We start from the raw sequence: 21,330 nt of genomic DNA on the forward strand, positions 1-21,330 counted from the left end.
GACGTAAGCGACATTTGTAACGGCGCCAGAGGGTTCAGAACCTTCATTTGTCCCCCGATCGAGCCGCTAAACCGATGCCGGGCGTTCTCGACCTGTAACTTACAGGGGTTCTCACACAGCCTGGGCCAGGAGCAGACGCCGGAACGGCGCGAGCGGTCGGCGTTCTCTCGCCGCCATGTCGACCCCGAGGCACCGGCAGATATTTCTTCAACCCTAGGTAGCCAACCCCGGGCTGTATGGTACCGTGCGCTCGTCGGGACGGCATTTCCGTCCCGGATTTGGGAGGGCCATGTCATGAGATTGCCGTCGAGCCTTGTCGCGCCTTCAGCCGTCGCTGTGTTGTCAACTGTCTGGCTGTGCGGCCCGGCAGCGTCGCAAACGGACCCCGCCAAGCCGCTTCCGTCCATCACGGTCGAGGCACCGAAGCCGGTGGCAAGGCCAAATCGTCCGACCCAGGTGGTGACCACAGGGGCATCTCACCGCAGATCGAGAACCACCCAGACGTCATCGTCAACCGCTCGTGCGCCGGCACCGGATTCAGTGCTGGGCAGGATTGCCGCGCTGGAGAAAGTCGCCAGCAATTGCAACGGTGGCTGCGAATCGAGCCTCCCGCATGGCAAGGATCCTTGGGTCGGGTGTAGCGAGTCGACGGGCGGACAAACCCACGGACCGTTCTCGTCGACGTGCCGAGACAACCTCACCTACAAATCCTACGTCGATTGCGTCGAGACCAAATGGTTCCTGGGCGAGTACCGAAACAGGGCCTGGTGGCTTTGCAGCAGCCTGCAGGCCGCGGGGAAGTTTAAGGTCGCCGAGCTCAAGCGATCGAAACGTCCACACTAGACCGCTCGAACGTCGGCAAGCCGCTTGATTGCGTATGCGTCGTCCCAGCAGACGGCGGCCTCCCACGCGGCCGACGCTTGCGCGGCGATGTCGTGCGCGCTGCTAGCGAGACCGGCGGCATTGTGGGGCAGCACCAGATCGAGGTCGGGGACGTCGACATGCGACTCGTCCCAGTCGATCAGCGCGACCCGATCCGCGGTCACGCGGATGTTGCGCGGATTGGGGTCGCCGTGCACGACGCAGGTCTGACGTCCGGCGAGCCGCGCCCACGCGGCTCGGCATCGGGCAACGCCCTCAGATGGCATCGCGCCGAGGTCGATCTTCGTCCCGGTCTCGGCGTGCAGCAGGTCGGTCGACGATCGCCAGCCCGGGCGCTGCGGCCAGCCCGCCGTCGACCGATGCAGCCGGCGGAGCGTGTCGGCCGCGCGACGCCAGTCGGCCTCAGTCTCGGGCGGTCCGCCCTCCACATATGTCATCACCACCAGACCGTCCGCGAACAGCCGGCCGTCTATCGTCGGGATCGGCACCGGCACGGTGAGACCTTCACGATCGAGGTATTGGAGGAGTTCGGTCTCCCACGCGAGATCAGCGTCGCTCCTCGTGCCGAGACGACCGACCGCGCGGTGCCCGTGGATGCGCACGCTCCATACGTCGTTCGCGACCCCGCCAGTGAGCGGCTCGATGCGAGTTACGTCTTCACCCCACTGCCGGAGTGCCTCCCATCCCGCTGACGACATCAAAGGCACTCCTCATCGCGTTGGCCGGCAAAAGACATTAAGCGGATGTCACCAACGGCCCAAAGCAGACATCACGGCGCGGCGTGATGTGTGCGGTTTGACCCGAAGCGGATATTCATTCGGGAAGCTGGTCGCAGCTCACGCCAGCGTCGAAGTGATGGAGTAACAGGTAATCGTCCCAACCGCGCCGACCTTCACAGGTAACGATTGACGCAGCCCGCATGAACTGTCCCAAAGCGGTCGTCTGATAGAATTGCTCGTACAGAAGCTGCCAAAACAGCTTTGGGTAATCGGTTTCAAACGTCAAATTCACGTAGGCATGCCCGTCACGGCCGCGCTCTGTTGAGCGGCGGCGTATCCAGCTCTTGTCAGTGGACAGGTGCTCAAACTGCGAAAGCACGTTGGCCAAGTCCAACTGAGGATATCGACGAGGATGAATTTGAATGCAAAACTCAGTCATGGCGGCATTCGATGCCTGGAGTGATTTCCAGCGTCTGTCTGATCTTCGGATGCTAGCCGGGGAAGTCGCGGAACTCCTTGACGAGATTGAACGGGATTTTCCACCCGGCGCCTCCCCCGCGCATCAGCATCTTGATGTCTTCCGCCCTGTTTTCTTTTCCGGTTTTCGGATCGATCTCCAGCGTGTGGCCCTGGCTGTCCCAGGGTTTGCTCGCGCTCTTCGAGTAGTAGCCGAGAAAATGCCCGGCTTCATGGGCAGACGTGTTAGGCCCGCGTTGCGAGCAGATGAAGGCAAGGTCCAGCGATCGAGCAAATGAACCATTGGGGAAGGAGCCATTGGACAAAAGCTTATCGACGCAGAAAATGGTCAGATGGGCGCCCTGAGCCTTGTGTTTGACGAAGAAGGTCTTCAGTTTCTCGACCTCGATCACATCGGGAAAGGTCGCCAGGCTCGCATCCTTCATGCCAGTGGCATTGGCGAGCTCCTGTTTGACGGCAGCCTGCGAGTCGTCGATGACCAGCCAGTCGCTTGGCACCCGCTCGAAACGGATGTTGGCCTGCGGCCTCCATATATTGTTCATCGTCAGCAATTCGTCTTGTTCGTTGCAGGGCTTCTTGGCGTGAAACGCCGGAGCGCCGCCGCTCCCCGGAACCATGACATTGCGGAACGCCACCTTGATCCTGATTTCTGGCAGCACGGCGACATGAAGCTTGGCTTCGATCTTCCGGCCGGCCGACCGAGCCACCACCTCCAGGCCGGGAAAGCCAATCGGCTTGATCCGGCCACTGATTTCGAAGAACCGTGCATCGCCATTGAAGGTGGCGGGAAGTGACGCCGCCTTGAGCTGCGGATCGATATCGGGTTCGGAGAAGGTGTCTCTGGCTTGCATGACGCGTCTAAGGGTATCGGCGCCATCGATCTCCCTGATCCCGAGGGCATGGGGGTTAGGATCGACTTTGAGCTTTCTTCCGGGGTCGATCAGCGCCACGATGTTGGAGCCCCCGAACGGCACCACCATCCCCGGCGGGCTGCGGCGCTCATCGATGCCGGAGCGGCGGAAAACCTCTTGAAAGGCGGCCATGTCTGGTTCTCCTGTCCTGGGTTGGTCCGTCGACGCGAAATCTTGCGCGCGGAAATGAGTGCCTGGTTCTGCGGCGTCGGGAGCACAATCTGGCCAGCCCCGCGGCGAGACGCGGAAATTTCGGCGGCGAGGTTTCTGGCCAGTCCCTCCACAACAATTGGACACGGACGGCATAGGCGCAGCCTATCCCGTTTTCCGGAGAACGCGGAAGGCCAATCAATGTCCGCTCATGGCCCAAAGTGAACTCGAACGGCTCTTGCCGATATTCGCCCTTTGACCCAAATCGGATGTCGTTGATCTGAATCAATCGGCGTTCATCTGCGCCGATGTTCGATGAATTTGCTTCAGTGCTCAGCGGGGCCGATTACCGGCGCCGAGCTTTGCATCGGAAAAAAGCAAAGAGGTGGATTCATGAACGCGATTGATCGACGTTCTCTTCTCGCCATTACCCTTGCCGTATCGACGTGCTTCACAGCGACTGCACCGGCAAGCGCGCAATCCGTATCGCCCGCGGAAGCCCAGCAGATTGCCGTCGATGCTTATGTTTACGGTTATTCGTTGATCACGACTGAAGTAACCCGCGTGCAGATGAGCAACGTGCCCAAGGTCGAGGGGTTCACAAGTCCCACGGGTCAGTTCGTCAACGTTCCTCGCTATCCGCCTGCGGACTATCGTGGCGTTTCCGCGCCCAATGCCGATACGCTGTATTCCGTTGCCTGGCTCGACCTTACCGAGCCGCAGGTATTCAGTCATCCGGATATGGGCGATCGCTTCTATCTTTTTGAGATCACCGATCTGTGGATGTCGGATTCCGAGCACTCGCCGAGCAAGCGGACGGCCGGCGGCAAGGCCGCGAACTACCTCTTCACCGGCCCGGGCTGGAAGGGCGAAGTGCCGGCGGACATGAAGCATTTCCCGATGGCGACGCGCAACATGGTCATTCTCGGTCGCACCTATGCGGACGGCACAGAGGCCGACTACAAGGCCGTCAACGCGCTACAGGCGCAATACAAGATCACGCCGCTTTCGTCGTGGGGCAAGCCATACACGCCGGTCGCGCCTCCGGTGAATCCCAATCCGGGCTTCAGCATGACCGACAAGCCGCAGACGGTCATTCTCGCCATGGGAACGGAAGGGTACTTCAATCTGATGGCCAAGCTCATGGCTTCCACGGCACCTGCCGCCGCGGCGGATGCACCGATGCTCGCAAGCATGGCGAAGATCGGGATCGTGCCCGGGAAGCCGTTCGAGATGAGCAAGCTCGATCCGGCAGTACAGGAAGCGCTGAAAGACATTCCCAATATCGCTCTGAAGAAAATCGAGGCCAACAAAGAGAACCTGGGTGGGATCGTCGACGGCTGGTCGATCACGAAGGGTCTCGGCACCTACGGTCCCTCCGATTACATGAAGCGCGCAGTGGTGGCGGCCTTCGGTTGGCCCGCAAATCAGGAGCGTGACGCGGTCTATCCGAATACCGAGAAGGACTCGACCGGACAGAAGCTGAGCGGTGCGAACAAATACACATTGACGTTTGCAAAGGATGCGACACCGCCCGTCAACGGCTTCTGGTCGTTCACCATGTACATGATCGACCAGGGCTGGTGGTTCGTTCCCAATCCGCTGAACAGGTTCACCGTCAGCATGCGCGACAATCCGAAGTTCAATCCGGACGGCTCGCTGACCCTCTACTTCCAGAACGAGTCGCCGGGTGCTGACAAGGAGTCGAACTGGCTGCCGGCGCCCAAGGGCGATTTTGTCCTGATGCTGCGAATGTACTGGCCCAAGGACACTGCGCCTTCGATCATCGACGGAAGCTGGAAAGTGCCGCAGGTGATCAAGGCCGGTTCATAGCCGCGAATAGGCGATTGCCTTGCTCACGAAATGACTCCGGTCGGCGGGAAGCTGCATGCGTCAGCTCCTGGCCGATCGCGACATTGCTGGGTCGCACAGGGGTGATCGGTGTTGGAGCGAAGCGGACATCGTCGAAAGTCGAGCCACACATTCAGTGTCGTCCCGGGCTTGACCCGGGACCCATAACCACAAGTGAGAGTAGTTGCGCGACGCTGGGGCCGCAGCCCTCTTCAACAACACGACCCTGTGGTTATGGGTCCCTGCTCCCGTGCGCAATTGCGCACTAGGCAGGGACGACGATTGTGGATGGAGGCCGTGCCACACATTTGCTGTCGTCCTGGCCTTTGCCAGGACGACCCATCGAAAGGATCGCGGGCTCGTTCAGCCCGCCGATCTGCACCAGCCCCAAAAACAAAAACGCCCCCGTGACGGGGGCGTTTTGCGTGTGATCGCCGGGGCGATTGCGAAGCGGACTTTAGTCCTTCTTGAGGAAGCCCGAAAACTTCTTCTGGAAACGCGAGACGCGGCCACCGCGGTCCATCAGCTGCTGGGTGCCGCCGGTCCAGGCCGGGTGCGACTTGGGGTCGATGTCGAGGTTCAGCGTGTCGCCTTCCTTGCCCCAGGTCGAGCGGGTCAGGTACTCGGTGCCGTCGGTCATGACGACCTTAATCGTATGATAATTCGGATGAATATCGGCTTTCATGACAGTTCCTTCGGCGCGCCGGCGCCCGTCTCAAGATGTCTGGAATACGGGATTTGCGCGGGTCTATAACCCATGGAGCCCGCCAAAACAAGCCAAGAAAGGGCCTAAGCCCATCACCGGATTGGGACTTTACCGGATTTGCCAGCGGGGGGTCGGCGGGCCTATGTGGGGGGCGATAGAACCGGTCTAGATTGATGAGCGTAGCCGAACAGCTTGAGACCCCGCGCGGCGCCCCGCAGCCCCCGCGCGACGCGTTGCTCGATGAGGAAGCCTTCATCGAGAGCCAGATCACGGAGCCGGCGAAGAGCCGTGCCCGGTTGCGGCCGTTGCTTGCGCTCGCGCCCTATGTGGCGCGCTACAAGGGCCGGGCGATCCTCGCGTTGATCTCGCTGACGATCGCCGCGATCACCACGCTGATCGTGCCGGTCGCGGTGCGGCGGATGATCGACATGGGCTTCACGCCCGAAGGCATCGCGATGATCAACAGTTATTTCAGCGTGATGATCGCGGTCGTCGCGGTGCTCGCCTGTGCCAGCGCCTCGCGCTACTACCTCGTGATGACGATCGGCGAACGCATCGTCGCCGATCTCCGGCGCGACGTGTTCGCGCATCTGATTTCGCTGTCGCCCTCGTTCTTCGATTCCGCGCGGTCAGGCGAATTGGTGTCGCGGCTCACCGCCGACACCACGCAGATCAAGTCCGCGGTCGGCGCCTCGGTGTCGATCGCGCTGCGCAATCTGATGCTGTTCTTCGGTGCCGCCGCGATGATGGTGATCACCAGCCCGCGGCTGTCCGGCTTCGTGTTGCTCGCGATCCCGATCATTGTGATTCCGCTGGTGGCGTTCGGCCGCTGGGTGCGGCGGCTGTCGCGCACCGCCCAGGATACGCTGGCCGATGCCAGCGCCTATGCCTCGGAGCTGGTCAATGCGATCCGCACCGTGCAGGCCTATACCGGCGAGCGGCTCGCCAGGACGCGTTTTGCCGGCGAGGTCGAGCAGGCCTATCAGGCCGCGCGCAGCTCGACCAAGGCGCGCGCGGTGCTGACGCTGATCGTCATCTTCATCGTGTTCGCCAGCGTCGTCGTGATCCTCTGGGTCGGCTCGCATGACGTGCTGGTCGGAACCATCAGTCCGGGCCGGCTCGGCCAGTTCATTCTCTACACGGCGTTCGCCGCGAGCGGCCTCGGCCAGCTCAGCGAGGTCTGGGGCGAGGTCTCGGCCGCATCGGGCGCCGCCGAGCGGCTGTTCGAGATACTGCGCGTCAGGCCGCAGATCGCGGCGCCCGCATCGCCGCGCGCGCTGCCGCAGCCGGCGCGCGGCGATGTCGGCTTCGACAATGTCAGCTTCGCCTATCCGACCCGGCCCAACGCGCTCGCGGTCGACGGCGTGTCGCTGGCGGTGCGATCAGGTGAAAAGGTCGCGATCGTCGGTCCGTCCGGCGCCGGCAAGAGCACGCTGTTCCATCTGCTGCTGCGCTTCTACGATCCGACGTCCGGTACGATCTCGCTCGACGGAGTTCCGATCCGGCAGGCCGATCCGGCCGAGGCGCGCGCGCGCATCGCGCTGGTGCCACAGGATTCCGTGGTGTTTGCCGCAAGCGCCCGCGAGAACATCCGGTTCGGCCGGCCCGATGCCACCGATGCCGAGGTCGAGCGCGCCGCCGATCTCGCCCATGCCACTGAATTCCTGCGCCGCCTGCCCGAAGGCTTCGACGCCCAGCTCGGCGAGCGCGGCGTGACGCTGTCCGGCGGCCAGCGCCAGCGCATCGCGATCGCGCGCGCGATTCTGCGCGATGCGCCGCTGCTGCTGCTCGACGAGGCGACCTCGGCGCTCGACGCCGAGAGCGAGACGCTGGTGCAGACCGCGCTGGAGGAGTTGATGCGCCACCGCACCACGCTGGTGATCGCGCATCGGCTGGCGACCGTCTTGTCCTGCGACCGCATCCTGGTGATGGACCAGGGCAGGATCGTCGAGCAGGGCACCCACGCCGAACTGGTCGCCGCGGGCGGCCTCTACGCCCGGCTGGCGCGGCTGCAGTTCGAGGGGATTTGAGCGAATTGGGCCTCGGCGCGCTCCGCCTATGCGATTCCTATGCGATCGGGCGCGCGCTCCCCTCGAAAATCTATTCCCGCGCAACGATAGTCGCGCCGCGCCCGACCTCCCTCGACAGCCGAACGAGGTCCGGCGCGCGGGGTGTTCGACTGATGCGCGAGAATGCGACCGAACCGGAGAGCAAGCTGCTTTGTGCCTGGCAGCTTGCCGTGCTGCGCTTCGCAGTGACGCTTGACGACGACGATCGGATGCACGCGCTCGGTGTGGCCGGCGAGGTCGACCGGCTGGGCAGCGCGGCCGATGACGCCTTCCACTTCTTCCGCAGGACGACCGCAGAGCTGTGCGCGGCGATCTCCGGTCAAAGCGCGGATCAGGATGCCGTCATCCGGCGGTTCCTGGCGCAGATCGACAATGTCAGGCTCAAGCGCGCGGTCGAGGCGGCGATCGCCAACGACCGCACGCCGCCGAAACTCGTGGCGAGCCGCGTGAAGCCCGGCCCCGATCTCTGGCGCGGGCTGCCGTCGCGGCGTGCAACCGGAACGTAGGAAGGGCCTCACTCTGCAATCGCCATCACGGCGCGGCGGATATTCCGTCACAGCATGTCGCCACAACCCTGGCCGGCTTGCTGCGATCAGTGCGATGCGCTTCTCTGTGCTCGACAGGAGACCGGTCGGTTTCGGAATGCGGGGAGTGGCGAGATGGGTGGCTTGGTGATCAGCGGCGGCCGGGTGGTGGATCCGGCCAGCGGGATGGACGCGATCGGCGATGTGGCTGTGGTCGACGGCAAGATCGCCGCGGTCGGCAGCGGCCTCGGCGGCGCCGAGCGGCAGATCGACGCGACCGGGCTCGTGGTGGCGCCGGGTTTCATCGACCTGCACGCGCATGGCCAGACCATTCCGGCCGACCGCATGCAGGCCTTCGACGGGGTGACGACCTCGCTCGACCTCGAGGCCGGCGTGCTGCCGGTCGCGTCCTGGTACAAGCGCCAGGCCGAGAAGGGCAGGGTGCTGAACTACGGCGCCGCCGCCAACTGGGCCTTCGCGCGCATCGGTGCGATGACCGGTTCGAATTCGGAAAGCTCGCTGGAATCGTTTGGCGCCGCGATGCGCGATCGCCGCTGGATCGAAAACGTCGCGACCGAAGGCGAGGTCGGCGGCATCCTCGACCGCCTCGCGATCGGCCTGAACGAGGGCGGTATCGGCATCGGCATTCTCAACGCCTATGCGCCGGGCGCCGGCGTGCAGGAATTGACCGCGGTGTGCCAGCTCGCGGCCACGCATGCGGTGCCGACCTTCACCCACGTCGCCTACATGTCGCGGATCGATCCCGAGAGCGCGGCCGAGGCCTATATCCGCCTGATCGGGTATGCCGGCGCCACCGGCGCGCATATGCACATCTGTCATTTCAACTCGTCGAGCAAGACGGATATCGAACGCTGTGTTGCGCTGATCGCGAAAGCGCAGGCGCAGGGCCTGCCGATCACGGTGGAGGCCTATCCCTACGGAACCGGCTCGACCGTGCTGGCGGCGACCTTCTTCAGCGATCCGAAGTTCGAGGAGCGCAACGGCCTCGGTTATGATTCGGTGCAGCGCGTGACCGATGGTCACCGTTTCGGCAGCCGCGAGGAGTTGCTGGCGGCACAGGCCGAAGAGCCCTCGACCTTGGTGCTGTGGCACGTGCTCGACATCGAGAACAACGCGCATCATCGCGATCTGCTCGACATGGCGGTGCTGTATCCGGGCGGCGCGATCGCCTCCGATGCGATGCCGTGGACGCTGTCGGACGGCCGCCCCTACACCGGCGACGCCTGGCCGCTGCCCGACGATGCCACCTCGCATCCGCGTTCGGCGGGCTGTTTCACCCGCTTCATCCGCGAATGGGTGCGCGAGCGCAAGAAAGTGTCGCTGCTCGAGGGCATCCGCAAATGCGCGCTGATCCCGGCCGAGATCCTGTCGGCGAGCACGCCGGCGATGCGGGCCAAGGGCAGGCTGCAGGTCGGCGCCGACGCCGATGTCGTGGTCTTCGACTTCGAGACGCTGAGCGATCGCGCGACCTTCTCCGCGATGAATCGTCCGGCGGAGGGCGTGCGGCATCTCGTGGTCAGCGGCCAGCCGCTGATCAGCGATGGTGTGCTCGATGTCGCGGCGCGTCCCGGCCGGCCGGTGCGCCGGCCCGTCGCCGGGGGCTGAGGTGCCGGTCCCGATCCTGCTGGTCGCGGGCTTCCTCGGGGCGGGCAAGACCACGGTCGTCAACCATCTGCTGGCGCATGCGCAAGGGCGGCGCATCGCCGCCGTGGTCAACGATTTCGGTGCGATCAATATCGACGCGGAGCTGATCGCGGGCGCCAGCGACGGCGTGGTCAGCCTGAGCAACGGCTGCATCTGCTGCACGCTGGAGGGTGACCTGCTGCGCACCCTCGCCACGCTGCTGCGGCGTGATCCGCGTCCCGAATTCATCGTGATCGAGACCAGCGGGATCGCCGATCCCGCCGACATCGTGCGCAACCTGATGGATCCCGTGATCTGGAAGGAGGCGCCGCTGGAGACCGTGCTGTGCGTGGTCGATGCAACGCAGCCTGCGGCGATGCTGAACGATGCGCTGCTGCGCTCGCAGCTGCGGGCGGCGGACGTGGTGGCGCTGAGCAAGGTCGATCTGGCCGATGCCGCCGCGTGCGCCGCGATCCGCGACGCGTTGCGCGCGATTCGTCCCGCGGCCGTGGTGGTTGATGCGTTGCATGGCGAGGTGCCGGCCGCGCTGCTGTTTCCGGCGGATCTCGATCATGTGCCGGCGCCGCGCGAGACCGCGCCGCGACGGCCGGTGTCCGATCGCTTCGAGACGCTGAGCTGGACCTCGGAGCGGCCCGTCGTGCTGCTGCGCCTGCAGCAGGCGATCGGCAGACTGGCGCCGAAGCTGGCGCGGGCGAAGGGATTGTTCGAGACGGTGGAGCAGCCCGGGCGGCTGACGGTGTTTCAACTCGCCGGCGGCCGCGCGACCTTGGCTGCGGGCGGCGTGCCGTCGCCCGGCGTGCCGCGCACGCGCATCGTGTTCATCGCCGAGATGGGTGCGCTCTCGCGAGCGGAGATTGATGAGGTGATGGAGGGATGCGTCGAGTGATCCGTCACCCTGAGGAGCGCGTAGCGCGTCTCGAAGGGTCGACGGCCCGGCTGGTGGCCGTCGATCCTTCGAGACGCCGCTTCGCGGCTCCTCAGGATGACGGGTCTAGGAAGTCTCTGCGTCAGCCATGACATCGCTGTGTCATCGCCGCAGCACCATCCCGCAAAGCATGTGTGCGACAATCGCATCGAATTGACAGCCCTGCCGCCACCACCTATCGTTTTTGCCGACGGTTCCCTTCGGGGATCAAAAGGGAATGCGGTGCGAGGGTAACCCCAATGCCGCAGCTGTCCCCGCAACTGTAAACGGCGAGCCTTTCGTCAATTTGCCACTGGGCTATCAGGCCCGGGAAGGCGTCGACAGGCGATGACCCGTGAGCCAGGAGACCTGCCGTCAGTCGTGGTCACACGCGAGCACATCGGGCGGGGGCGTCCTGGTGGGATCGGAGCACTGCCTTGTGGGCAATGCGCCAGTCCGCGTTCGCGGTGACGTGCCACGTTACCGCGAGTCCTTTCATGTCTCCGTCCTCTCCCGTTGCGCGCAAATGGCGCCTCGGTCTTCTCTGCTCCCTGTCATCGCTGCTGCTGCCGGCCGAAGGCTCGGCACAAACACCTCCTCCAACCAGGCTCGATCCGATCGAGGTCGCGCCTTTCGCTGCGGCAAAGCCGAAGCCTGCGGTGCGCAGCCGTGACGTGGCCGCCGCGGCGCGGCCGCGGCCAAGGCCCGCGACGGCCGCACCAGCCAGCAACACGCCGCGCGCCGCGGCGTCAGGCGCTTCGGGATCGGCATCGCCGACGCTCAACGCCACCACGCAGGGCGGCACCGGCAGCCGGCTCAATCTGACGCCGCTGCAGACGCCCGCCAGCGTCGAGATCATCACGGCGCAGACCATCGCCGAACGCGGCCAGCATAATGTGCTCGATGCCGTCACCCAGGACGCGGCCGGCTTCATCGCAACGCCGGCGCCCGGCAATGGCGGCCTGTCGTTCAGCACCCGCGGCTTTTCCGGCAGCAACTCGGTGATGACGCTGTATGACGGCACGCGTTTCTATATCGGCTCCGGCACGCTGACGTTCCCCTACGACACCTGGTCGACGCAGCGCATCGAGGTGCTGCGCGGGCCGGCCTCGGTGCTATACGGCGAGGGCGCGATCGGCGGCGTCATCAACGTGATTCCGAAGAAACCCCTCAATACGCCTTATAACGAGGCCGAGGTCTCGCTCGACAGCAACATGACGCGGCGGCTCTCGGTGGACAGCACCGGTCCGATCAATCCCAATGTGTCGTACCGCGTCAACGCCACCGGCAACATGTCGGACGGCTGGGTCGATCGCGACAAGACCTCGAATGCGGTGGTCTCCGCCGCCGTGCGGGTGCAGGCGTCGGACAATCTCGCCTTCACGCTGTCGGAGGATTACGGCGACCGCAGTCCGTCGCGTTATTTTGGTACGCCGCTGATCAACGGCTCGATCCAGGACGCGCTGCGCTTCAAGAACTACAACGCATCGGACAGCGCGATCCGCTATCAGGACAGCTGGACCCGGTTCAAGACCGAGTGGGATGTCGCCGACGGCATCAAGGTCAACAACACGCTGTATTACCTGACCAGCGAGCGGCACTGGCGCGACATCGAGAACTACACCTGGAATCCGAAGACCCAGCTGATCGATCGCACGAGCTATATCGAGATCTTCCACGACCAGAAGCAGCTCGGCAACCGGATGGATACGACCGTCAGCGGTCACGTATTCGGACTTGCGAACCAGGTCGTCGCCGGGTTCGACGTCAACCGGATCGACTTCACCCATATCAACAACTCGCCCTATGGCGGCGCGTCGTCGGTCAATCCCTACGTGTTCGATCCGGGATCGTTCTTCGCGACGACGACGGCGACCACGCCGGGCTTCAACGCGATCGTCAATCAATACGCGCTGTTCGCCGAGGATCGGCTCTCGCTGACCGATCAATTGTCGCTCGTCACCGGGGTCAGGTATGACCGCCCCGAGGTCGACCGCACCGACTACAAGACGCCGGCAAACAGTTTTGAGACGACGCTATCGGGCACGAGCTGGCGCGCCGGCCTCGTTTACGAGCCGATCAAGAACCTCGCGTTCTACGGTCAGTATGCGGTCGGCGTCGATCCGGTCAGCAATCTGATCTCGCTGTCGACGACGCAAAAAACCTTCCAGCTTGCGACCGGCAAGCAGACCGAGATCGGGGTCAAGCAGGCGTTCTGGGACGGCCGCGGCGAGTGGACGCTGGCCGCCTACGAGATCGTCAAGACCGGGCTCACGATTCCCGATCCCGGCAATCCCACCGGCGGCCTGGCTTTGCAGATCGGCCAGCAATCATCGCGCGGGGTCGAAGGATCGATCGGGTTCGCGCTGAGCGACGGCTGGCGCGTCGACGCCAATCTTGCGCTGCTGCGCGCCAGATACGACAACAACAGCCAGGTGGTCGGTGGCAAGATCGTCAGCTTCAACGGCAATGTCCCGGTTAACGTGCCGCAGCAGGTCTCGAACGTCTGGCTGACGTGGGATTTCGCGCCCAACTGGTCGGTCTATGGCGGCGTGCAGATCGTCGGTGCGATGTACTCCGATCTCGCCAACACCCAGCTGCGGCCGGGCTACAACGTGGTCAATGGCGGCGTCAAGTGGAAGCCGGATGACCGAACCACGGTCGCGTTCCGCCTCTACAATCTGTTCGACAAGGTCTACGCGGTGACCTCGAACGGCACGGGGCAGTGGCTGCTCGGCATGCCGCGCACGGCCGAATTGTCCGTCAACGTGAAGTTCTGACCATGCGCAACGCTGTGATCCGGCGCGGGCGGCGGTGGCTCTATATCGTCCATCGCTGGATCGGCATTGCGACGTGTCTCCTGTTCGCGATGTGGTTCATCACCGGCCTCGTCATGATGTACGTGGCCTTTCCGCGCCTCACCGACAGCGAGCGCCTCGCCGCGCTCCCTGTCATTCCTTGGAATAAGGTGCAGCTCGCACCCGATCGCGCGATGGCGATCGCGGACGTGGAGCGTTATCCGCGTGACTTGCGGCTCGCGATGATGGGCGACACGCCCGTCTATCGCGTCACCGGGTGGAAGGGAGGGACGATCACGATTTCGGCGACCGATGGCAGCGTGATCGACCGCATCACGCCGGACCAGGCGCTGGCCATCGCACGCCATCATCCGCGCGCGGTGCAACCCCAACTGCTCGACACCGTGACGCGCGACCAATGGTCGGTCACGGCGCGCTTCGATCCGTTGCGGCCGCTCTATCTGATCGGCCTCGGCGACCCTGATGGCACCGAGCTCTATGTCTCATCGCGCAGCGGCGAGATCGCGCTCGACACCACGCGTCCCGAGCGCATCTGGAACTGGCTTGGTTCGATCCCGCACTGGATCTATCCGACCGTGTTGCGCAAGGAGGGCCCGCTGTGGCGGGATGTGGTGCTGTGGATCTCGGGGGTCTGTCTTGTCGTCGCGGTCACCGGCTTCTGGATCGGCATTTTGCGCCTGCGGCTGACGCGCCGCTACGCGAGCGGCGCCGTCTCGCCCTATCGCGGCTGGATGGCCTGGCATCACATCGCCGGCCTGATCGGCGGCATCTGCGTCTTGACCTGGATGTTCAGCGGCTGGCTGTCGCTCAATCCCGGCGGCGCGTTCTCCGGTCGCGGCGTCACCCGCGAGATCGCGGTCGGCTATAGCGGCCATGACACGCCCGACATCGTCGCCGGCTTCCAGTCGTCGCCATCGATGCCGGCGGTGGAGGCGCGCTTCGTCTGGATCGGCGGACACGGGTTGATGTTGCTCGACGACGGTAACGGCGGCCGCAGCATCGCCGACCCTGTGACCGGTGCGCAGATGATCCTCTCGCGCGACGAGATCATCGCTGCCGCCCGACACGCAATGCCCGGCGCTGCAATGACATCAGCGCGGCAGCTCGATGAACCCGACGCCTACTGGTACACGCTGCACCATACACGCGAGCTGCCGGTACTGCGGATCGGCTTCGACGATCCCGCCCACACCTGGCTGCACATCTCTCCCGTCACCGGCGAGATCCTCGACCGCAGCGACGACAGCCGCCGGTCCTACCGCTGGCTGTTCAACGCGCTGCACAGCCTCGACTTCCCGCTGCTGCTACGCATCTCGCCGGCGCGCGACGTCGTGGTGTGGCTGCTATCGGCGGCTGGCACGATTATCTCGATCAGCGGGATCGTGATCGGCTGGCGCCGGTTGCGGCGGCGCAAGGTGCGAGCGAGGCCAGTGTCGGCGAGCCTCGTGCGCAAGTCCACGTAAGCCGCGATTACTTGACGGTCAGGTGCACGTCCGGCGCCGGCCGATCGGGGGCCCATTCCAGTGCAAACCGCTGACCGGCAATGATCTCATAGGTCGAGAGCTTGGATGCGACCGCATCGCGGAACCGGAGATAGGCATCGCGCTGCCGCCCGTTCGAGCGGGCCGCGGCCAGATTGAGCCATTTGTAGGCCAGCACGAAATCTGTCGGAACGCCGTGACCCTTGTCGTACATCAGGCCGAGCTGGGCTTGCGCAAACGGGTCGCCCTGCACGGCGCCGCGATAGTAGCAGTCGGCGGCGGCTGCATAGGCCTGCGGCACGCCGAAGCCGTGCTCATACAAGAAGCCGAGCATGCCGAGGGCGCGCGCATTGCCGCGCTCGGCGGCCGGCGCGAGCTCCCGAGCCGCCCGGACATAGTCGCCGCGATGGAAGGCGGCCGATCCGCGCGCCACGCTGTCGGCGCTCGCGACAGAGGTGGTCATCGCCCAAGCCACGATCGCAAGCCAAGCCGAGAGGCGCGTCCGTTGTGCGAGAATGCGGCGCACCCTGCTGCCCGGCTCAGTGATAGCTGGTGGTGATCGGTGCATTGGTCGATGTCGTGGCGATGCTGCCGCGCAATTTCGATCGAAGCTCCTCGGCCACGGTCTGGGCGTCGGAACCGTTGCGGATGATCTGCGGGCGGATGAAAATGATCAGCTCGGTACGCTGGGTGCCGTTGCTCTGATGCCCGAAGGCGTCACCGAGGCCCGGAATCTGGTCGAGCACCGGAAGCGCATTGCGGGCGCCGCTCTGCTGTTCGCTGATCAGGCCGGCCAGCAGCACGGTCTGACCGTTGGCGACCGAGATCTGGCTCTTGACCCGGCGTTCCGAAACCGTCGGCGTCAGGTTGACCGTGCTGCCGCTGCTTTGGGGAACGTTGCTGATCTCCTGCTCGACGTCGAGCCGCACGGTGCCGTTCACGCTGACGCGGGGCGAAACCTTCAGGATGATGCCGGTGTTGCGATAGTCGATGGTGTTGACCACCGTGTTGCTCGTGGTCAGCACCGTCGCGCTGCCGGTCGAGACTGGGACGACGTCGCCGACCTGCAGCGTCGCGACCTGGTTGTTGATCACGACCAGCGAGGGATTGGACAGCACCTTGACGCTGGTGACGGCATGCAGCGCATCCAGGATCAGGCTCGGCTGCGTCGCATTTCCGATCAGGAAGTTGAAGCCCGGGAAGCTCTGGTTGATGAAGGCATTGGTGAGCGATCCCGCGACCGAGACCGCGCCGGTGGTCGCGTCCGTGGTGGTCGCGGGCGCGGAAGTGGCCTGGGTGCCGAGGATCGAGCCGGTGTTCGGCTTCAGGCCGAGGTTCTGGCTGGTGAGATAGGTCTGCACGCCATAGGACAGGGTGTTGTTGAGCGTGACCTCGGCGATCGTTGCGTCGATCGCGACCTGGAGCTGCGGCTCGTCGATCTGCAGCAGGGTCGACTCGATGATGCGGTAGTTGGCCTGGTCGGCATAGATCAGGAGATTGTTGTTGACGACATCGGGCGTGATCCGGACGTCCTGCATGACGGGCTGGCCGTTGCCGCCGCCGGCGCCGCGCCCGGCATCCAGCGCGGCGTTGTTGCCCTGGCCCGGATTGTTGGGATTGTTCGCTTGCCCGCCGGCGCCGAATCCCTGGCCCAGGCCCTGGCCTGTTGCGCCTGTCCCCGACGTGCCGCGGGATGCGAAGCCGCTCATGCCTGAATTCGCGCCGTTGTTGTTGTTGAGCGACAGACGGTCGGCGACGCTCGAGGTCGACGAGGTGCCGGAGCCGGGCGCGAGCTGGCTGTCGGCACTGTCGAGCAGGTTGCCGGACGATCCGCCAAGGAACATGTCGGTCAGGACCCGCGCGATCTGGCGCGCATCGCCGTATTTGACGCGGTAGACATGGACCGAGGTGCGCGCCGTATCGTTGCGGTCGAGGCGCTTGATCCAGGTCGCGGCCGTGTGCAGCATGTCGGGCTTCTTGGTCACCACCAGCACCGCGTTCAGGCGCGCGATCGGCATGAACTTGATGACGTTCTGGCTGAGGCCGTTCTCGCCGGAATCGACGATCTTCTCCAGCTCGGCAATGACAGGTGCGGGCGAGCCGCTCGAGATCGGGAAGATGCCGACGGATTGGCCGCGCATCCAGTCGACGTCGAAACTGAGTACGGTATCGACCGCGGTGCGGCGCTCGGCGCCGGTGCCCTGGATCAGCAGCAGATTGCGCGTCGTGTCGGCGCGGATCGCGCCCGCCCTGGTGGCGAAGCTGTCGGTCAGCTTCATGAGGGTCTGCGCCGACACATATTGCAGGGGGACCACCGAGATGCCGAAACCGGGTTCCGGATTGGCCGCCGCGGCATCGACGCGGCCGCCGCCGACGGCGTCGCCGAGCGGCGTCAGGCGATAGCCTGCCGTATCCTTGAGCAGCACGACGCCGCTCAGGCGGAGTGCGTTTTCAAGCACGAAGACCATGTCGGACTTCGGCACCGGGCGGACCGAGACCAGGCTGACCGTGCCCTGCACGCGCGGATCGATAGTGTAGCCGACATGCAGGATGTCGCCGAGCACCACCTTGGCGACGGTCGCCACCGGCGTGCTCTCGAAATTCAGATCGAAGCCGTTGCCGTTGGATGTCGGCTGCGGCCGCGCGTCGGCGACGGCCGTGACTTCGCTTCCGTCATACATCGCCGCGCGGACGCTGCCGCTCTGGCTGCCGCTCGTCGCCGCTTGTGCGTTCACCGATTGCGGCTGGCGCTGCGCCAGATCCAGCGAGCGCACCTTGTCGGTGACGTCGAGTTGGGATGCGTCCACGCTCTCGCCGACCGTCGCGGAATTGCAGGACGCCAACAACCCCAGTGACGTCAAGGCAAAAATGGCTGCGAGGCCGCCACGGATCGTCGGGCAGCGGCCCACTGTGCCTACGCGTTGCATGAAGGCCCTTCGCTTTGACTAACTGAAATTTCGATTGCTTGCGACGATCGGTCCTACCCCGGAGGGACTCTTAGCGATCGAACATGACAGAAATAAATTGGTTACATGATTGTCGTTCGCGACCTGCCCATCGCATCGCACCTAAATAGTGCAGCCGGCGCGCTGCTTGTGTCCGCGATGCCACCCTCAAAGTTTCTTGAGCGGGACGAAGGATGTGACTTCGCACAGCTGTCACACTTCGGATCGATAACCGCACAATTGCCGGGAGCCGAACACGACGGCACGCAGCGGCACTTGGCACGAACTGATCCGGGATAGTGTGGCGGGATATCGAGAATGGCCAACGACCTGTCCGTTCGGTTCGTGGATTATCTGCGTCAGAACAATCACCTGGCGCCGATCGAGGGGCCGGCTGAGCGGACCGGGCAGGGCGCCGACGTCAGGCAATTGAAGCTGTGGGAGGTCGCCAGCCTTTCACCGACCGAATTCGCCGACGAAGCCGCGCGCTTCTTTGCGCTTCCCCGCCTGACGCTCCAGGACATGACCTCGGCCGAGCCGCTGGTCGGGTCGTTCTCGCCGCGCTTCCTGCGCGAGACCATGGTCTATCCGTGCCGGGCGGCGGACGGGACCACGGTGCTCGCGGTCGTCGATCCGACCGACCAGGCGACGCTGCGGGCGGCACAGATCGTGCTTGGCGCTGATATCGATGTGAAAGTGGCTTCGTCTGAAGACGTCGCCATCGCGCTGAACAACTCTTCCAGCGCCGAGGAGGCCGAGGCCGCCGATAGCGCGGCGGCGTTGCCCCGGGAAGACGACATCGAGAGCCTGCGCGATCTCGCCAGCGGCGCGCCGGTGGTGCGCGCGGTCAACGATCTCATCGAGAAGGCGGTCGAGCTTCGCGCCAGCGACATCCATATCGAGCCGTTTTCCGCCGGTCTGATGGTGCGCTTGCGGATCGACGGCCTGCTCCGGCCGGTCGCCGCGCTGTCGGGCGTGCTGCCACAGGCGGTGGTCTCGCGCATCAAGATCATCGCCAATCTCAATATCGCCGAGCGCCGCCTGCCGCAGGACGGCGCGGCGCGGTTGCGGGCCGGTCGCACCGACATCGATATCCGCGTCGCGATCATGCCGACGCAGCACGGCGAATCCTGTGTCATCCGTATCCTGCCCAAGGATCGCGGCCTGCTGGTGGTTGAAAAGCTCGGGTTCTCGGAGCCCGACGAAGCCAAGCTGCGGCGGCTCTTGAAGCTGCCGCACGGCATGGTCGTGATCACGGGACCGACCGGCAGCGGCAAGACCACGACGCTGGCGACGATCCTGTCGATCCTCAATGAGCCCAGCCGCAAGATCCTGACCATCGAGGATCCGGTCGAATACGAGCTTCCCGGCGTCAACCAGTCCCAGATCAAGCCCGCGATCGGCCTGACCTTCGCCACCGCGCTGCGGTCGTTCGTTCGCCAGGACCCCGACGTGATCATGGTCGGCGAAATCCGCGACTCCGAGACCGCGCATGTCGCGGTGCATGCGGCGCTGACCGGGCATCTGGTGCTGACGACACTGCACACCGAGACGGCGGCTGCCGCAGTGCCCCGTCTGCTCGACCTCGGGGTCGAAGGCTATCTGCTGCGTTCGGTGCTGCGCGGCGTGATTGCACAGCGTCTGGTCCGGCAACTCTGCGAGCGCTGCAAGACGGCGCGGCCGCTGGCGACGGCCGATTTTGCCGAGGATCCCCGGCTCGCCGCGCTCGGGTTCCGGGCCGACGAGATCGTTCGGGAGCCGTGCGGCTGCGAGCGCTGTGGCGGGACCGGCTATCGCGGCCGCCTCGGCGTGTTCGAACTGCTCGAACTATCCAATGAACTGCGCGAACTGATCGGGGAGCGAACCGACGGGCTGAAGATCGATACGATGGCGATCCGGGAGGGCATGACCACGATGCTCGATGACGGGGTCGCGAAATGCCGCGCCGGATTGACCTCGCCCGCCGAGATCCTCCGCGTCGCAACGGTGCGGTGAACGCCGTGCCGAATTATCGCTATCGCGCTCTGACCCAGGCCGGCGAGATCGTGAACGGCACGATCTCCGCCCCGACCGCGGCCGAGGTGGCGCGGCGGATCGAATATCTCAAGCTGCTGCCGATCGAAACCACCGAGGACAAGCGCGCATCCGGCGCCGCCGGCGGCCGCAGCCTGTTCGGCGGACCGAGCGCCGCCGAGGTCACCACGTTCACGCGCGATCTCGCGCTGCTGCTCAAGGCTGGCGCGCGGCTCGACGATGCCCTGGAGCTTTTGTCCGGCGACGCCGATGTCGGCCGGATGCGTCCGGTGGTGACGAAAATCCGCGCCGCCCTCCTCACCGGCGAGAGCTTTGCCGACGCGGTGGCGGATCATCCAACTCTGTTCCAGCCGATGTACATCGCTCTGGTCCGGGTCGGAGAAATCTCCGGCACGCTCGATTCCGTGCTGGAGATGCTGGGGACCGAGCGCGCGCGGTCCGAGCAGATGCGGCGCAAGCTGACCGACGCCATGCAATATCCGGCCTTCGTGCTGGTCGCGGCGTCCGGCGTGATGCTGTTCTTCCTGCTGTTCGTGCTGCCGCAATTCTCGACCGTGCTCGGCGATTTCGGCGGCAAGTCGGATACCGCGCTCGCCAGCTTCATCGCGGTGTCGGATTTCCTGCGCGCCAATGCCACCGCGGCAAGCCTGATCAGTGCGGCGACGATTGCGCTCGCGTGGTGGCTGCTGCGTCAGGCGCGCGTGCGCGCCGCCCTGGTCAACGCCATCTCGCGCGTGCCGGGTATCAGCAGCGCCTTCCAGTTCTACCGCGCCAGCCTGTTCTGCCGCAATCTCGGCGTCCTGCTCGGCAGCGGCGTCAACCTCACCGCCGCGCTGCGCATCCTGGTCGACATCATGTCAGTGACCGGAAGCGAGGCGAACTGGACCGCCGCCGCCGACCGCGTCCGTCACGGCGGCAAATTATCGGAAGCACTCGCCGTGGCGGACAGCCTGCCGCCGATGGCGGTCCGCATGCTGCGGCTCGGTGAAGAGACCGGGCAGCTGCCGGTGCTGGCCGGGCGGGTCGCGGAATTCTACGAAGCAAAATTGCAGCGCAGCCTGGACCGCGTCGTCGGGATCGTCGGTCCGCTGGCGATCGTCACGATCAGCACCGTGGTCGGCGGACTGATCGTGTCGGTCATGACGGCGCTGCTCTCGGTCACGCAGCTAGTCGGTTAGAGCAGGGGGTCATCG

Annotated in this window: 15 protein-coding genes and 1 riboswitch; of the genes, 9 read left to right on the plus strand and 6 right to left on the minus strand. The window is 65.0% G+C overall.

What is annotated here, in order from left to right:
• Positions 1–839: 839 nt before the first annotated feature.
• The 3 genes from AC1VNY_RS09750 to AC1VNY_RS09760 all read right to left on the minus strand — a co-directional run bounded on the left by AC1VNY_RS09750 (position 840) and on the right by AC1VNY_RS09760 (position 3,121).
• Positions 840–1,580, minus strand: a complete 741-nt coding sequence (locus tag AC1VNY_RS09750; protein WP_482404981.1) for a phosphotransferase enzyme family protein — start codon at positions 1,578–1,580, stop codon at positions 840–842.
• 115 nt (positions 1,581–1,695) lie between these two features.
• On the minus strand, positions 1,696–2,040 hold the full coding sequence (locus AC1VNY_RS09755) for a hypothetical protein (RefSeq protein ID WP_482404982.1): 345 nt from the start codon (positions 2,038–2,040) through the stop codon (positions 1,696–1,698).
• 52 nt (positions 2,041–2,092) lie between these two features.
• Entirely contained in the window at positions 2,093–3,121 is a 1,029-nt protein-coding gene (locus tag AC1VNY_RS09760; protein WP_482404983.1) for a hypothetical protein, read from the minus strand.
• A 411-nt stretch (positions 3,122–3,532) separates the two neighbouring features.
• Between AC1VNY_RS09760 and AC1VNY_RS09765 the strand changes: the two genes are divergently transcribed.
• Positions 3,533–4,972, plus strand: a complete 1,440-nt coding sequence (locus AC1VNY_RS09765; protein WP_482404984.1) for a DUF1254 domain-containing protein — start codon at positions 3,533–3,535, stop codon at positions 4,970–4,972.
• Positions 4,973–5,447: 475 nt separating this feature from the next.
• Here the strand turns inward: AC1VNY_RS09765 and rpmE are convergent, their stop codons facing one another.
• Positions 5,448–5,675, minus strand: coding sequence for a 50S ribosomal protein L31 (gene rpmE / locus AC1VNY_RS09770; RefSeq protein WP_016845230.1), 228 nt, complete (start codon positions 5,673–5,675; stop codon positions 5,448–5,450).
• A 194-nt stretch (positions 5,676–5,869) separates the two neighbouring features.
• Between rpmE and AC1VNY_RS09775 the strand changes: the two genes are divergently transcribed.
• The 6 genes from AC1VNY_RS09775 to AC1VNY_RS09800 all read left to right on the plus strand — a co-directional run bounded on the left by AC1VNY_RS09775 (position 5,870) and on the right by AC1VNY_RS09800 (position 15,140).
• A complete protein-coding gene (locus AC1VNY_RS09775; RefSeq protein WP_482404985.1) occupies positions 5,870–7,726 on the plus strand; it encodes an ABC transporter ATP-binding protein/permease in 1,857 nt (618 codons plus the stop codon).
• Positions 7,727–7,878: 152 nt separating this feature from the next.
• Positions 7,879–8,271, plus strand: a complete 393-nt coding sequence (locus AC1VNY_RS09780) for a hypothetical protein (RefSeq protein ID WP_482404986.1) — start codon at positions 7,879–7,881, stop codon at positions 8,269–8,271.
• A 153-nt stretch (positions 8,272–8,424) separates the two neighbouring features.
• Positions 8,425–9,915 (plus strand): amidohydrolase family protein, encoded by a 1,491-nt coding sequence (locus AC1VNY_RS09785; RefSeq protein WP_482404987.1) that lies wholly within the window; start codon positions 8,425–8,427, stop codon positions 9,913–9,915.
• 1 nt (position 9,916) lies between these two features.
• Positions 9,917–10,840: a CobW family GTP-binding protein gene (locus AC1VNY_RS09790; RefSeq protein WP_482405066.1), complete on the plus strand. Its 924-nt coding sequence runs from the start codon at positions 9,917–9,919 to the stop codon at positions 10,838–10,840.
• A gap of 213 nt (positions 10,841–11,053) precedes the next feature.
• Positions 11,054–11,249, plus strand: a riboswitch (cobalamin riboswitch).
• A 106-nt stretch (positions 11,250–11,355) separates the two neighbouring features.
• A complete protein-coding gene (locus tag AC1VNY_RS09795) occupies positions 11,356–13,638 on the plus strand; it encodes a TonB-dependent receptor (RefSeq protein WP_482404988.1) in 2,283 nt (760 codons plus the stop codon).
• 2 nt (positions 13,639–13,640) lie between these two features.
• Positions 13,641–15,140 carry a PepSY domain-containing protein gene (locus AC1VNY_RS09800; protein WP_482404989.1) on the plus strand — a complete coding sequence of 500 codons (1,500 nt, stop codon included), beginning with the start codon at positions 13,641–13,643 and terminating at the stop codon, positions 15,138–15,140.
• Positions 15,141–15,147: 7 nt separating this feature from the next.
• On the opposite strand, the gene AC1VNY_RS09805 is transcribed toward AC1VNY_RS09800, so the two are convergent.
• Positions 15,148–15,621 carry a tetratricopeptide repeat protein gene (locus AC1VNY_RS09805; protein ID WP_482404990.1) on the minus strand — a complete coding sequence of 158 codons (474 nt, stop codon included), beginning with the start codon at positions 15,619–15,621 and terminating at the stop codon, positions 15,148–15,150.
• A 76-nt stretch (positions 15,622–15,697) separates the two neighbouring features.
• A complete protein-coding gene (gspD, locus tag AC1VNY_RS09810; protein WP_482404991.1) occupies positions 15,698–18,085 on the minus strand; it encodes a type II secretion system secretin GspD in 2,388 nt (795 codons plus the stop codon).
• 336 nt (positions 18,086–18,421) lie between these two features.
• Here gspD and AC1VNY_RS09815 point away from each other — a divergent pair, with 336 nt between their 5' ends.
• On the plus strand, positions 18,422–20,098 hold the full coding sequence (locus AC1VNY_RS09815) for a GspE/PulE family protein (RefSeq protein ID WP_482404992.1): 1,677 nt from the start codon (positions 18,422–18,424) through the stop codon (positions 20,096–20,098).
• Positions 20,099–20,103: 5 nt separating this feature from the next.
• Positions 20,104–21,315, plus strand: a complete 1,212-nt coding sequence (locus AC1VNY_RS09820; RefSeq protein ID WP_482404993.1) for a type II secretion system F family protein — start codon at positions 20,104–20,106, stop codon at positions 21,313–21,315.
• The last annotated feature ends 15 nt before the right edge of the window (positions 21,316–21,330 follow it).

Source organism: Bradyrhizobium ferriligni, from assembly GCF_056837965.1.

Excerpts from the sequence above, each read along its gene's own strand:
- AC1VNY_RS09750 (WP_482404981.1), bottom strand. The coding sequence starts at position 1,580 with ATGTCGTCAGCGGGATGGGAGGCACTCCGGCAGTGGGGTGAAGACGTA.
- AC1VNY_RS09755 (WP_482404982.1), bottom strand. The coding sequence starts at position 2,040 with ATGACTGAGTTTTGCATTCAAATTCATCCTCGTCGATATCCTCAGTTG.
- AC1VNY_RS09760 (WP_482404983.1), bottom strand. The coding sequence starts at position 3,121 with ATGGCCGCCTTTCAAGAGGTTTTCCGCCGCTCCGGCATCGATGAGCGC.
- AC1VNY_RS09765 (WP_482404984.1), top strand. The coding sequence starts at position 3,533 with ATGAACGCGATTGATCGACGTTCTCTTCTCGCCATTACCCTTGCCGTA.
- rpmE (WP_016845230.1), bottom strand. The coding sequence starts at position 5,675 with ATGAAAGCCGATATTCATCCGAATTATCATACGATTAAGGTCGTCATG.
- AC1VNY_RS09775 (WP_482404985.1), top strand. The coding sequence starts at position 5,870 with ATGAGCGTAGCCGAACAGCTTGAGACCCCGCGCGGCGCCCCGCAGCCC.
- AC1VNY_RS09780 (WP_482404986.1), top strand. The coding sequence starts at position 7,879 with ATGCGCGAGAATGCGACCGAACCGGAGAGCAAGCTGCTTTGTGCCTGG.
- AC1VNY_RS09785 (WP_482404987.1), top strand. The coding sequence starts at position 8,425 with ATGGGTGGCTTGGTGATCAGCGGCGGCCGGGTGGTGGATCCGGCCAGC.
- AC1VNY_RS09795 (WP_482404988.1), top strand. The coding sequence starts at position 11,356 with ATGTCTCCGTCCTCTCCCGTTGCGCGCAAATGGCGCCTCGGTCTTCTC.
- AC1VNY_RS09800 (WP_482404989.1), top strand. The coding sequence starts at position 13,641 with ATGCGCAACGCTGTGATCCGGCGCGGGCGGCGGTGGCTCTATATCGTC.
- AC1VNY_RS09805 (WP_482404990.1), bottom strand. The coding sequence starts at position 15,621 with ATGACCACCTCTGTCGCGAGCGCCGACAGCGTGGCGCGCGGATCGGCC.
- gspD (WP_482404991.1), bottom strand. The coding sequence starts at position 18,085 with ATGCAACGCGTAGGCACAGTGGGCCGCTGCCCGACGATCCGTGGCGGC.
- AC1VNY_RS09815 (WP_482404992.1), top strand. The coding sequence starts at position 18,422 with ATGGCCAACGACCTGTCCGTTCGGTTCGTGGATTATCTGCGTCAGAAC.